Annotated in this window: 10 protein-coding genes and 1 pseudogene; 7 read left to right on the top strand and 4 right to left on the bottom strand. The window is 73.2% G+C overall.

Annotation, left to right across the window (positions count from 1 at the left end; translation table 11 throughout):
* The first annotated feature begins 126 nt into the window (after positions 1-126).
* The 4 genes from ACSHXN_RS17190 to sucD all read left to right on the top strand — a co-directional run bounded on the left by ACSHXN_RS17190 (position 127) and on the right by sucD (position 5,672).
* Positions 127-1,200, top strand: a complete 1,074-nt coding sequence (locus ACSHXN_RS17190; RefSeq protein ID WP_438303310.1) for a hypothetical protein — start codon at positions 127-129, stop codon at positions 1,198-1,200.
* Positions 1,201-1,434: 234 nt separating this feature from the next.
* Positions 1,435-3,111 carry a hypothetical protein gene (locus ACSHXN_RS17185; RefSeq protein WP_438303309.1) on the top strand — a complete coding sequence of 559 codons (1,677 nt, stop codon included), beginning with the start codon at positions 1,435-1,437 and terminating at the stop codon, positions 3,109-3,111.
* Positions 3,112-3,584: 473 nt separating this feature from the next.
* Positions 3,585-4,766, top strand: coding sequence for an ADP-forming succinate--CoA ligase subunit beta (sucC, locus tag ACSHXN_RS17180; RefSeq protein WP_059127257.1), 1,182 nt, complete (start codon positions 3,585-3,587; stop codon positions 4,764-4,766).
* A gap of 21 nt (positions 4,767-4,787) precedes the next feature.
* Complete coding sequence (gene sucD / locus ACSHXN_RS17175) at positions 4,788-5,672, top strand: succinate--CoA ligase subunit alpha (RefSeq protein WP_355137362.1); 885 nt, start codon at positions 4,788-4,790, stop codon at positions 5,670-5,672.
* A 71-nt stretch (positions 5,673-5,743) separates the two neighbouring features.
* On the opposite strand, the gene ACSHXN_RS17170 is transcribed toward sucD, so the two are convergent.
* Positions 5,744-6,799, bottom strand: coding sequence for a sigma factor-like helix-turn-helix DNA-binding protein (locus ACSHXN_RS17170; protein WP_355137364.1), 1,056 nt, complete (start codon positions 6,797-6,799; stop codon positions 5,744-5,746).
* 89 nt (positions 6,800-6,888) lie between these two features.
* Here ACSHXN_RS17170 and ACSHXN_RS17165 point away from each other — a divergent pair, with 89 nt between their 5' ends.
* Positions 6,889-8,607: a cell division protein PerM gene (locus tag ACSHXN_RS17165; protein WP_355137366.1), complete on the top strand. Its 1,719-nt coding sequence runs from the start codon at positions 6,889-6,891 to the stop codon at positions 8,605-8,607.
* A 45-nt stretch (positions 8,608-8,652) separates the two neighbouring features.
* Here the strand turns inward: ACSHXN_RS17165 and ACSHXN_RS17160 are convergent, their stop codons facing one another.
* Positions 8,653-9,465, bottom strand: coding sequence for a hypothetical protein (locus tag ACSHXN_RS17160; RefSeq protein WP_356111291.1), 813 nt, complete (start codon positions 9,463-9,465; stop codon positions 8,653-8,655).
* A 353-nt stretch (positions 9,466-9,818) separates the two neighbouring features.
* On the opposite strand from ACSHXN_RS17160, the gene purN reads away from it, so the two are divergent.
* Positions 9,819-10,469, top strand: a complete 651-nt coding sequence (gene purN, locus ACSHXN_RS17155; RefSeq protein WP_355137370.1) for a phosphoribosylglycinamide formyltransferase — start codon at positions 9,819-9,821, stop codon at positions 10,467-10,469.
* Entirely contained in the window at positions 10,466-12,031 is a 1,566-nt protein-coding gene (gene purH, locus ACSHXN_RS17150; RefSeq protein ID WP_355137372.1) for a bifunctional phosphoribosylaminoimidazolecarboxamide formyltransferase/IMP cyclohydrolase, read from the top strand. The genes purN and purH overlap by 4 nt, the downstream gene beginning before the upstream one ends.
* Before the next feature lie 66 nt (positions 12,032-12,097).
* Here purH and ACSHXN_RS17145 read toward each other — a convergent pair.
* Together ACSHXN_RS17145 and ACSHXN_RS17140 are read right to left on the bottom strand one after the other, a co-directional pair.
* Positions 12,098-12,305, bottom strand: a pseudogene (locus ACSHXN_RS17145) (FHA domain-containing protein); the annotation flags it as partial.
* 54 nt (positions 12,306-12,359) lie between these two features.
* Positions 12,360-12,968: an RDD family protein gene (locus ACSHXN_RS17140; RefSeq protein WP_438303308.1), complete on the bottom strand. Its 609-nt coding sequence runs from the start codon at positions 12,966-12,968 to the stop codon at positions 12,360-12,362.
* Positions 12,969-13,058 lie beyond the last annotated feature (90 nt).

The following is a 13,058-nucleotide window of genomic DNA, read 5'->3' as shown; positions in this document are numbered from 1 at the left end:
TACCCATCGGTAACGGAGGGCTTGCGCAACCGCAGGAGTTCCGTGCAAGGATCGACGACGCTTCATCCTCGGCGATGCGCCGTTCTCGGTATCGCCTCGTTCCGCCGCACGGAGGCCCTCCCCGTCGTGACCCTGCCGGCCGCACTGCCCTTCGCCGGTGCCGCACTGCGCACGATGCGTACGGCGGCCGGGCGGCGTGCGCTCCATCTCGTGCTGGTGGTGGGCGGGTTGCTGGCGCTGGGGCTGCTCTGCGCCGGGCACGCCCAAGCGGCCGACGGTACGCCGCAGACCTCTGCGGCTCCCGTCGCGTCCGGTGCTCCGGCCGGCGCCGTGCGCCCGATCGAGGGGGCGGTGCGAGGGATCGGGAAGACCGTCGGCGGGACGGTCGGACGAGCGGTGAAGGACTCCGGTACGGCCGGGCCGGCCGCTCACTCGACCCGTACGGCCGCACCGGCCGGACACGCAGCGCGCGGCACGCTCGTTTCGCCGCTCGCCGTCGGGCACACCACCGGCGTTGCCGGAACGTCCGCCGCCCGTCCGGACGTCGCACCGGTCACCCGTCCGGCCGTACCCGCCGCGTCGGCCGACGTCCTCGCCTCGGTGGTCCGGACGGTTCCCGCGATCGACGACACCCTGCGTCATGTGGTGCGGCCCGTCGTCGGCACGCTTCTCCAGCCGGTCGGCGACACGGTCGTTCGGCCGGTCGGGGGTCTTGTCGAGACGGTGTCCGAAGGGCTGCCGGAGGCACCGGTGCAGCCGCCGCTGCCGCACCTTCCCGGACTTCCCCGGCTGCCCGGTCTTCCCGGGCTGCCGACACCGCCGGTGCACACCCTGCCCGCGCCGTCGGCACCGCAGCAGCCGGATGGCGAGCGCCGGCACCCGAGCGCCGTCGAGCAGCGGAAGAGCGAAGCGCACGGTTTCCCGGCGGTGGCCGTCCAGGTCCCGGCGGCGCCGCCCGCGCACCACGCCCCTCACCCCGCCCGGCCCTCGCAGATGCCCGCGCACCAGGCCCCCGGCGGTGATCCGGGTTCGTACGGCGACCAGCCGGCCGCCGACGGCGGTGTGCCGCGGCACGGAGACGCGCACGCCGTGGCGTTCGGGGTCCGGGCGCCGCTGCCGTTGCTGATGGGCGGCACCGCGGTGGTCACCGCGGACGGGACCCGGGACCGGCACCGGGACATCCCCGAGTTCCCCGGCTAGGGCAGCACCTCCGCCCCGCGCGACCCGATGCGCGGGGGCGGTACCGGTCTGCCCCGTCCGGACCCTCCGGTCCCGGACGGAAGCCACCGGACCCCGAGCCGCCGCAGCCGGAACACCTCCATGGCCGCAGGTCCCCGATGACCCCCATGGACCCGTCGACCCCACCGACACCGGCGCGGGACTCGGAACCGGTACGTCCCGAACTCCCGGATTTCCGAAGGATCTGACGCACGTATGAACAAGAACATCCGACGTTCCATCGTCATAGCCGCCGGTGTCACCGGCGCCTGGGCGCTCGGCTCCACCGTCGCCGACGCGGACGAACTTCCCGCGGCCTCCGCGTCCACCCCCGACGTGGGCATCAACGCCGTGGACACGGTCGGGGCGGTCACCGACACCTTGGACGGCGTCGTCGCCGGTGTGCACACCACGGTTTCCGGCGTCACGCACGGCACGGCGGTGGACGGCGCCGCCTCTACCGTCAGGCACACGGCGGCCACGGCCCGCTCCACCGCCGCCGGTGCCGCACACACCGCGGCCCGGCCCGGGGCCCCCGCCACAGCCCGGGCCAAGACCCAGGTGGGGAAGGCGACGGCCGACGCGGCCCGGCATTCCGGCGCGGGGGCGGCCGTGTCGCACCTCTCGCAGGCACGGGGCCGCGCGCACACCGTCGCGCCCCGGGCCGCGGCTACGGCGGACCACGCCACGGGCGCGGCCACGGTCGCCGTGTCCGACGCGACCGCGCCGCGGGACGAGATCGATTACCTGTTCGGCCCCCTCTCCGCCTTCGCACCCGAGGTGGAGCAGGCACTCGCCGCCGCGCAGACCAAGCTCCAGGGCGTGCAGAACGCCGCGCGCGCCCAGGCGCGGGGCGTCGGCGGTCCGGTGCGCACAAGGGCGCAGAGCGCCGTGGCGGGAGCGGGGCGCACCGTCGAGGGTGTGCACGGCGCCGCATCACAGGCGGTCGCCGAGTCGGCCGTCGAGGCGGATGAGGCGGGGGCCGCCGCGGGCGCATGTGTCTCCGCCGTTCCCGGCCATGTCACCGGAGTCGTCACGGGACTGAGGCAGCAGGTCGTCGGCACGGTCACCGGCGTGCCCGGCACCGTCGCGCCGGTGGCCGCCGAGACGGCCGCCTCGGTGCTTCCCCCGGTCGCCGGCACGGCCGTCGGCGGTGTGCTGCCGCTGGCCGGGCACGCGGTGGGGCACACAACCGGCCTGGCCGACGGCGTCGTTGCGGACGTCCGGCCGCTCGCGCGGCACGCCGTCGGCCAGGCGTCCGCGCTCGGGTACGGGGCCGGCGCCGATGTGCGGCCGGTCGTGTACGACGTGACCGGGGAGATGACCGGCGACGCGGCGGGCTCGGTCCTGCCGCCGGCCGCCGGTACGGCCGTGCACGGGACCGTGCCCGTCGCCGGGCGGGCCGTCGGGGACGCCGCGCAGTCGGTGTACGGCGTGGCGGACCAGGTGCCCCCCTTCGCGGCGGGTGTCACGGGCCAGGTCCCGCCGTTCGCCGGGGGTGTCGCCGCAAGCGCCACCGCGCTGGCGTACGGCGTGGGCGAGGAGGTGCCGCCGTTCGCGGACGGCGTGGACGGCGCGGTGCGGCCGGTCGTGCAGACGGTGCACGACACCGTGCGGCCCGTCGTGCACGGCGTGGCGGGCAGCGCCGCGGGCCTCGCCCACGGTGTGGCGGGCGACGTGCCGCCGTTCGCGGGCGGCGTCGCGGACGCGGCCGGCCCTCTCGCGGAGGGAGTCGCGGGCGGGGTCCCGCCGTTCGCCGACGGCCTCACCGGGAACGTCCGTGCCTCCGGCGCCGCACTGGGCGAGCACGCCGTGACCGGTGTCCGGGGTGTCGCCGGGGCCGTCGTCCCGCAGCACCTGCGGCCGGAGCACGGCGACCCGTACTCCGTCTGACCCCGCGATGCCGTACGGAGCGCGGCGGCGCGCTCCCACGGCATCCACCGGACTCCGCGGGGGTCGAGGACCCGGGCGGCCGAAAGCCGTCGACCGGCCCGACCGAGAGCCCCGCGGGCCGGGCGGATGGCCCCATTGGGGTGGGGTCCATCCGTCCCGGCGCCCTGAGGGGCGGCACAAGGGGTCCCACCGGGCCAACCCCAACCCGGTGGGACCCTGCCGCTCCGCCGCCTCCTCAGGGCCCCGCACCGGTCCGGCGCCGGCTCGGCCGCACGTGTGACAGGTATCACCGCTCAGGTGTGATCTGCGATTTAGGGCCCCACCTCAAGCGGCGATAACCTGCGAGACGGACATGCCGCGCGCTCGGACACCGTGTGCGCCTCCCTTGTGACCCAGAGCGGACGTCACGTTGCCCTTCGCGGCACGCCCACGCATCCAACGAACCGCGAGATCACTGATAGGGACGGAAGCGCGTGGACCTGTTCGAGTACCAGGCGAGGGACCTCTTCGCCAAGCACGGTGTACCGGTGCTGGCCGGTGAAGTCATCGACACGCCTGAGGCGGCGCGCGAGATCACCGAGCGGCTGGGCGGCAAGTCGGTCGTCAAGGCGCAGGTGAAGGTCGGTGGCCGCGGAAAGGCCGGCGGCGTGAAGCTGGCGGCCACCCCGGACGAGGCCGTCGCCCGCGCCACGGACATCCTCGGCATGGACATCAAGGGCCACACGGTCCACAAGGTCATGATCGCCGAGACGGCTCCCGAGATCGTCGAGGAGTACTACGTCTCCTTCCTCCTCGACCGCGCCAACCGCACCTTCCTCTCCATCGCCTCCGTCGAGGGCGGCATGGAGATCGAGGAGGTCGCGGCCACCCGCCCCGACGCCGTCGCCAAGATCGCGATCGACGCCATCGACGGCGTGGACGAGGCCAAGGCCCAGGAGATCGTGGCCGCGGCCAAGTTCCCGGCCGAGGTCGCCGACAAGGTGGCCCACGTCCTGGTCACGCTGTGGGACACCTTCGTCAAGTCGGACGCCCTCCTCGTCGAGGTCAACCCGCTGGCCAAGGTCGCCTCCGGTGACGTCATCGCCCTGGACGGCAAGGTCTCCCTGGACGACAACGCGGAGTTCCGTCACCCCGAGTTCGAGGAGCTCCACGACAAGGCGGCGGCCAACCCGCTCGAGGCCGCGGCCAAGGAGAAGAACCTCAACTACGTCAAGCTCGACGGCGAGGTCGGCATCATCGGCAACGGCGCCGGCCTGGTCATGTCGACCCTGGACGTCGTCGCCTACGCGGGTGAGGCCCACAAGGGCGTCAAGCCGGCCAACTTCCTCGACATCGGCGGTGGCGCCTCCGCCGAGGTCATGGCGAACGGCCTGGAGATCATCCTCGGCGACCCGGACGTCAAGTCCGTGTTCGTCAACGTCTTCGGCGGCATCACCGCCTGCGACGCGGTGGCCAACGGCATCGTGCAGGCCCTGGAGCTCCTCGAGTCCAAGGGCGAAGAGGTCAACAAGCCGCTCGTCGTGCGTCTCGACGGCAACAACGCCGAGCTCGGTCGCCAGATCCTGGACGACCGCAACCACCCGCTGGTACAGCGTGTGGACACCATGGACGGCGCGGCCGACAAGGCCGCCGAGCTGGCTGCGGCCGCGAAGTAAGGGACGAGGTCACAGACAACCATGGCTATCTTCCTCACCAAGGAATCCAAGGTCATCGTCCAGGGCATGACCGGCTCCGAGGGCCAGAAGCACACCAAGCGCATGCTGGCCTCCGGCACGAACATCGTCGGTGGCGTGAACCCGCGCAAGGCGGGCCAGGTCGTGGACTTCGACGGCACCGAGATCCCGGTCTTCGGCTCCGTCCAGGACGCCGTCGAGAAGACCGGCGCCGACGTCACGGTCATCTTCGTCCCGGAGAAGTTCACCAAGGACGCGGTCATCGAGGCCATCGACGCCGAGATCCCGCTCGCGGTGGTCATCACCGAGGGCATCGCGGTGCACGACTCGGCCTCCTTCTGGGCGTACGCCGGCAAGAAGGGCAACAAGACCCGCATCATCGGCCCGAACTGCCCCGGCCTGATCACCCCCGGTCAGTCGAACGCCGGCATCATCCCGGCCGACATCACCAAGCCGGGCCGCATCGGCCTGGTCTCCAAGTCCGGCACGCTGACGTACCAGATGATGTACGAGCTGCGTGACATCGGCTTCTCGACCTGCGTCGGCATCGGCGGTGACCCGATCATCGGCACCACGCACATCGACGCCCTCAAGGCCTTCCAGGACGACCCCGACACCGACCTGATCGTCATGATCGGCGAGATCGGCGGCGACGCCGAGGAGCGGGCCGCGGCGTTCATCAAGGAGAACGTGACCAAGCCGGTCGTCGGCTACGTCGCGGGTTTCACCGCGCCCGAGGGCAAGACCATGGGGCACGCGGGCGCCATCGTCTCCGGTTCGTCGGGCACGGCCCAGGCGAAGAAGGAGGCGCTGGAGGCCGCGGGCGTCAAGGTCGGCAAGACCCCGACCGAGACGGCCAAGCTGGCGCGCGAGATCCTGGCCGGCTGAGTCCTTCCCGGCTGAACGCCGGTGGGCCCGTCTCCTTCGGGGGCGGGCCCACCGGCGTGTGCGGGGCCGGCTCAGCGCACCTGTGGGACGAGGCGCGCCGGCCCCTTGTGGGCCTGCTTCTTCAGCAGGAGCCGCAGTCGCTGTTGCTGGGCGGACAGCGGGCCCATGGCGACCCGGGGCGGGAGGTCCAGGACCGCCGTTCCCTCGGGCACCGGACGCTCGTAGTGGTCCGTCGCCATGTTCAGGGTGAGGGCGGTCGCACCCACCAGGGCGGCCGTGAAGAGCACGGCCATCCGGTTCCCGCGACGGGCTTTGCGCTCGCCGACCGAGCGGACCGCGGGCGGCCGGGCGGCGCGGAGCCGGACTGACATCGCCAAGTCGGCCATCCTGTCCGGCAGTACCTCGGGGGCCGCCTGGTCCGGCACGAGGTCGGACATCGTCTCGCGGGCTCGCTGCAGCCGGGCGGTCGCGGCCGCGGTGCTCGCCTCCGTCTCGGCCGCGGTCTCCGGGAGGCCGAGTCCGGCACCGTCGTGGAGCACCAGGGTGCGCCGATGGATCGGAGGCAGCGTCAGAAGGGCGTCCAGCAGGGCCCGGTCGGCGGGGTCCGCGGGCGCATCGGAGCGGCGGTGGCGCAGCCGGAAGCGGTGCCGGGGGGAGAGTGCCCAGTCGTGTGCCGCCGCGCGCACCCAGCTGGGCGGATCGCGGTCCAGGGCGACTTCGGGCCAGCGCTGCCAGGCCAGTTGGAAGGCGTGCTCGACCGCCTCGCGGGCGAGGCCGGGACGGCCGGTGAGCAGATACGCCTGCCGCACGAGGGCCGGGGCGCAGAACTCGTACAGCCCGTCGAACGCCTGATGCGGAGTCAGGGGGCGGGTGGTGGTCCAGTCCCGTGCACTGCCCTCGGTCCTCTCGTGCGCCGCCCATTCGGCGAGCAACCGGGCGTACGACCGCCTCCTCCGGCCGTGCGGTTCCGTCAGACCGGTCTCCCAGTCGCGTACTTCTTCGAGGGAGACGCCCAGCGCGGCCGCCGCTTGAGTCTGCGTCAGCGACTGGCTCCTGCGGAGGCGTCGGCATTCCTTGGGGCGCGGCAGCTGGGAGGCGGTGCTCTGCATCACTGTGCTGCCCTCCATGCGTAAAAGTACATAAACGTATATTGAGCGACACATCGGCGCTTTGCCTGTTACGCCGGTAAAGCGCGTGTCGTTGGCAGCATGGCGGGGTGACCCAATGGACCGATCGCCGATTTCCGTTGTCGCCCCTGCGCACCCGGTTGCGGGACCGCTGGCCCCATCTGGGCGAGACCTTCGCCGCAGGCGCCGTCGCGGCCGTGCTGGGCCTCGGCTCCTTCGCCCTGCTGGTGATGGTGCTGTGGATCAGTTCCCCGTATGCCGACAACGGGCCCGGCGGTGCGCTGCGCGTGGCGGCCGCACTGTGGTTGCTGGCGCACGGCGTCGTGCTCGTCCGCACCGAGACACTCTCCGGCCTGCCCGCGCCCGTCGGTGTCACTCCGCTGCTGCTGGCCGCGGTGCCGGTGTGGCTGCTGCACCGGGCCGCACGTGATGTGACGGACGGAGAAGGCGAGGAGGCGGCGTTGGCCGAGGCGCCGCTGGTCGACGTCCGCACGGCGTGGGCGGGGGTGGTGGCGGGCTATCTCGCGGTGGCCGCGGTGGCCGCGCTGTACGCCACGGACGGAACACTGCGCCCGGCGTGGACCTGGTCCGCGATGCATCTGCCGCTGACCGTGGTCGTGGCGGCGGGAGCCGGAGTGTGGACGGCTTACGGGCGTCCGTGCGGACGTCTGCCGCGGAGCGTGCGCCGGGCGTTGGACCGGCTGCCCTCGGCCGTACGGCAGGTGGTGACCGCCGGAGCCGTCGACGCCGAGGGGCGGGTGCGGCTGGGGGACTCCCTCCGGGCGGCCATGGCCGGAACGGCCGTGCTGGTGGGCGGGGGCGCGCTGCTCGTCGGGGTGTCGCTGCTGTGGCACGGCGAGGCGGCGCAGTCGACGTTCCACCAGCTGGCGGACGGATGGTCGGGTCGCTGGGGGGTGCTGCTCCTCGCGGTGGCGCTGGTGCCGAACGCGGCCGTGTGGGGTGCGGCGTACGGACTGGGGCCCGGATTCGTGCTGGGCGTGGGGCATGTGACGGGGCCGCTGTCGTCGACGCGGCCGCCCGCCCTGCTGCCGCCGTTTCCGCTGCTGGCGGCCGTGCCCCGGGCGGCGGGCGGACCCCTGTGGTGGGCGGTGGCGGCGGTGCCGGTCGTGGCGGGGGCGACGGTCGGCTGGTTCGTGGCACGGGCCGCGTGCGAGGGGCGGGAACGCGGACGTGAGGCGGTGTGGCCGGCGGGGCGCGCCGTGGGAGCGGTCGTGGTGGCCGGGGTGTTGTGCGGGCTGCTGCTCGGAGGTCTCGCGGAGGCGGCGGGCGGGCCGCTCGGGGTCGCCGCCCTGGCGCGCTTCGGACCCGTGGGGTGGCAGGTGGGCGGGGCGGCGGCCGGCTGGACGACGGGCTTGGGTGTGCCGGTGGCCCTGGCGGTACGGGCGTGGCGGCTGCGGGGCTCCGAAGCGCGGAAGCAGCGGAAGAAGCCGAAGCGGCCGAAGGAGCCGCGCACGGGGGCGGCTCCGGTCCCGTCCCCGACGGCTGCGGAACCGGCGGACAGCCACAGGGGCCGGAACGCCGGCGCCGTGCCACGTGAGGCGTGGGACCGCCTCGGGCCCGCGTCGCACAGGGCCCGGAGGGCCCCCGGGCCCGCGTCGCGCGGCGCGTGGGAGGACCCCGATCTGAGGCCGTACGAGGCGCTGCCCGCGGAGGACCCCGCGCTCGGGCCGAACACCGCGTGGGTGGACCTCGAACTCAAGCAGTACGAGGAGCTGTCGGCGGACGACCCGCTGCTGTCGCAGCGTCCGAAGACGTCTCGTCCCGAGAGACCCGGACCGGATGCCTGAGGCGGAGTCGCGGCGGGCGGGGCCGCGAGACCGCCCCGCCCCTGCTCAGCCCTGTGTCCCCAGCACGTTCCGCAGGTCCTTGGGCAGCAGATCGTTGCAGGAGTGCTTCGCCGTGGTCGTCAGGGCGTCGTCCAGGCACGTGTAGTAGTCGCGGTAGACCAGATGGGCCGTGAACGTGGCCGCCACCATCGCGATCGCCAGGGACGCCGTGACCAGGCCGCTGATCGCGGCCGTCGTCTGCGGGCGGGCCGTGGAGGAGGCGGCGGCCTTCGGCTCGGGGCCGCGGGGCTTGGCGCGCAGCGCGCTCGTGCCCCAGTACAACGCGAGCGCGCCCAGCAGCAGGGCGACGTACGGCCAGCTGAAGAGGGCGAAGAAGAAGGCCCACATGCCGGCCAGCAGCGCGTAGCGAGCGCGGCGCTGCACCGGGTCCGTGGGGTCCCAGCGCATGCCCGTGCCGGGCCGGCCGGAACCGGTGGGGCCCTCGGGGCCGCCCTGTCCGCCGGGGCTGCCCGGGCGATCGCCGAACCGCCCGCCCGTCGACGGGCCCGGCTGCCGGTCGCTCCACTGGCTGCCCCACGGGGTGCGTCCGCCCTCGCCGGAACCCTCCTGCCCCTGCCCCTGGTCCCGGCCGGGCGCCGGGCGCCGCGGCTGCCAGGGCCGGTCCGGAGTGCCCTCCGGCGGCGGTGCGAAGGGGTTGTCGTCCGGGGGTGTCTCCGTGTCCTGACCACCGCCCGCCGATCCGCCGTGTGCGGAGTCGTCGCCGTTCCGGGGCGTCTTCGTGCCCTCCGGCGGCGGCACGGGCGAAGGGCGCCGCTCGCGCAGCAGCAGCGGAGGGAGTCGGAGACTGCGATCCGGCATCAGGTGTGCGTCTTCCCCTTGGTGGTTCCGGCGTGCGGCTTGTTCGTGGAACGCGCCGCGGGGTGTACCCCGCGGGCCTACCCGTTCCCGGACAACGTCCCACGCAGGTGCGTCGTTCCCCGCGTCGACCACCCGTTTCCCGGGCGGCTCCTCCCCAGACGCTACCTCCCGGCCACGGCCCCGTCCCGTGGGGGCCGTCCGGAGTGCCGGTATCGTTGCTGGCGGTCGTCCGCTTCGTAGAGTTCCCCGTATCCAGGGGCGCGAAGCATTCGTACGACCATACAAACGCTCTGCCGACATACAAGCGCTCCGCCGAGCGACCGCACAACCGCTTCCCGAGAAAGGGCCCCGCCGTGGCCGAGTCCGTGGCCGAGACCGTCACCGAGTCCGCGGCCAAGCGCCTGGTCGTCCTGGTCTCCGGGTCCGGCACCAACCTCCAGGCGCTCCTCGACGTCATCGCCGAGACCGGAGTGCGTGCGTACGGCGCCGAGGTGGTGGCCGTCGGCGCCGACCGCGACGGCATCGAGGGCCTGGCCCGCGCCGAGCGCGCCGGGCTGCCCACCTTCGTGTGCCGGGTCAAGGACCACGACAGCCGGGAGGCGTGGGACAGCGCCCTCACCGAGGCGGTCGCCGCGTACGAGCCCGACCTCGTCGTCTCCGCCGGGTTCATGAAGATCGTGGGCAAGGAGTTCCTCGCGCGGTTCGGCGGACGGTTCGTCAACACCCATCCCGCCCTGCTCCCCAGTTTTCCCGGGGCCCACGGTGTGCGCGACGCGCTCGCGTACGGCGCCAAGGTCACCGGGTGCACCGTCCACTTCGTCGACGACGGCGTCGACACCGGGCCGATCATCGCTCAGGGAGTGGTGGAGGTCCGGGACGAGGACGACGAGGGCGCTCTGCACGAGCGCATCAAGGAAGTCGAGCGAAGGCTGCTCGTCGAGGTCGTGGGGCGGCTCGCCCGCAACGGCTATCGCATTGAGGGACGAAAGGTAGTTATCCAGTGACCGCCGAGAGCACCAAGCGGCCCATCCGGCGCGCGCTCGTCAGTGTCTATGACAAGACCGGGCTCGAGGACCTCGCCCGCGGGCTGCACGAGGCAGGCGTCGAACTCGTCTCCACCGGGTCCACCGCTGCGAGGATCGCCGCCGCCGGCCTGCCCGTCACCAAGGTCGAGGAGCTGACCGGCTTCCCCGAGTGCCTGGACGGCCGGGTCAAGACCCTGCACCCCAAGGTCCACGCGGGCATCCTCGCCGACCTGCGTCTCGACAGCCACCGCAGGCAGCTCGACGAGCTGGGCGTCGAGCCCTTCGACCTCGTCGTGGTCAACCTCTACCCCTTCCGCGAGACCGTCGCGTCCGGTGCCTCGCCCGACGAGTGCGTGGAGCAGATCGACATCGGCGGCCCCTCCATGGTCCGCGCCGCCGCCAAGAACCACCCGTCCGTGGCCGTGGTCACCAGCCCGGACCGTTACGGCGACGCGCTCGCCGCCGTCCGTGACGGCGGCTTCGACCTCACGGCGCGCAAGCGGCTCGCCGCGGAGGCCTTCCAGCACACCGCCGCCTACGACGTCGCCGTCGCCTCCTGGTTCGCGTCCTCCTACGCGCCCGTCGACGACTCGGCCTTCCCGGACTTCCTCGGCGCCACCTACGAACGCAAGAACACCCTGCGCTACGGCGAGAACCCGCACCAGCCCGCGGCGCTCTATGTGGACGGCAGCGGTGGCGGCCTCGCGGAGGCGGAGCAGCTGCACGGCAAGGAGATGTCGTACAACAACTACACGGACACGGACGCCGCGCGCCGTGCCGCGTACGACCACGCCGAGCCCTGCGTCGCCATCATCAAGCACGCCAACCCCTGCGGGATCGCGATCGGCGCGGACGTCGCCGAGGCGCACCGCAAGGCGCACGCCTGCGACCCGCTGTCCGCGTTCGGCGGCGTCATCGCCGTCAACCGTCCGGTGAGCAAGGAGATGGCCGAGCAGGTCGCCGAGATCTTCACCGAGGTCATCGTCGCGCCGGACTATGAGGAGGGCGCGCTCGAGGTCCTCACCAAGAAGAAGAACATCCGGGTCCTGCGGGCGCCCGACGGCCCGGACAACCCGGCCGAGATCAAGCAGATCGACGGCGGTGCGCTCCTGCAGGTCACCGACCGTCTGCAGGCCGAGGGCGACGACCCCGCCCACTGGACCCTCGCGTCGGGTGACGCGCTCGGTCCCGACGAGCTGCGCGAACTCGCCTTCGCGTGGAAGGCCTGCCGCGCCGTCAAGTCCAACGCCATCCTGCTCGCCAAGGACGGGGCCTCGGTCGGCGTCGGCATGGGCCAGGTCAACCGGGTCGACTCGGCGAAGCTGGCCGTCGAGCGGGCGGGCGCCGAGCGCGCGCAGGGCTCGTACGCCGCCTCGGACGCCTTCTTCCCGTTCCCGGACGGACTGGAGATCCTCACCGCTGCCGGCGTCAAGGCCGTGGTCCAGCCCGGCGGTTCGGTCCGCGACGAACAGGTCGTGGAGGCCGCGACGAAGGCCGGGGTGACGATGTACTTCACGGGCACGCGGCACTTCTTCCACTGAGCGACACACAGTCGACGAGCGCCGGGTCCCGCACGGGATCCGGCGCTCGGTGGTTCACGCTGCCGGCAACAGATCGCCGGCCGCGGGCAGCACGATCCGCGAGAACTCGAACGGCACCGGCGCGTCCAGGCGTTCCGGCCCGGCGCGAGACCCCTTCGTGCGGGATCGTCAGGTCGTTGCCGGGTGGCCCGGGCCGTCCGAAGGTCCGGTGCTCGCCGGGGGAACACACCGGGGCCGTGTCTCCCTCGGACGGGTGAGACACGGCCCCGAGCAGTGATGGGCGAGAAGACGCCTCCCGACCCCGGCCGGTCGGCCCGGGTCACTCCGGTCAGTTGGAGCGGATCACGATGGAGGAGCACACCTTGTCGGCGAACGTCTGCTTCTTGGCGTCCCACGCGGGCCACAGCCAGCCCAGGTAGCAGGGGAGGCTGTCCAGGAAGTGGGCCAGGCGGCGGACGAACGCCATGCCGATGCCGAGCGGCTGACCGTCGATCTCCCGCACCAGACGTATGCCGAGCGCCTTCTTGCCGAGCGTCTGCCCGGTGCGCCCCTCCATGATCAGCTGCCAGATGGCGACGGCGAAGATGGCGAGGCCGCCGATCACCGCGAGGGCCGGGGTGTCCCTGCCGAGGATCACCAGCAGGTAGGGCACCAGGAACACCAGGCCGTCGACGAGGGTGCCGAGGAACCGCTGGCCCCAGTTGGCGTACGGCGGCTGGGCGCCGTAGGCCGGCTGCTGCGGGTAGCCCGGGTAACCGCCGGGCTGCTGCGGGTAGCCCTGCGGGGGGATGCCCGGCTGGCCCTGCTGGGGGTAGCCGTAGCCCGGCTGGCCCTGCTGGGGCTGACCGTAGCCGGGCTGGGGCTGTCCGTAGCCGGGCTGCGGGTTCTGCGGGTTCTGCGGCTGACCGTAGGGGTTGTTGGGGGAGCCGAAACTCATGGCCTGATTCCTCCGTAGCACGATCGGGGACGACGCGGAATGGCGCGGAGGATCGTCAACAGATGAGCGGTTTGCCCCCCAACACGGCCG

Origin of the sequence: Streptomyces sp. HUAS TT11, assembly GCF_051553595.1 — a bacterium.
Classification (GTDB): domain Bacteria; phylum Actinomycetota; class Actinomycetes; order Streptomycetales; family Streptomycetaceae; genus Streptomyces.
Note: the sequence above shows the minus strand (reverse complement) of the source record. Positions and strands in the feature narration are given on the sequence as shown.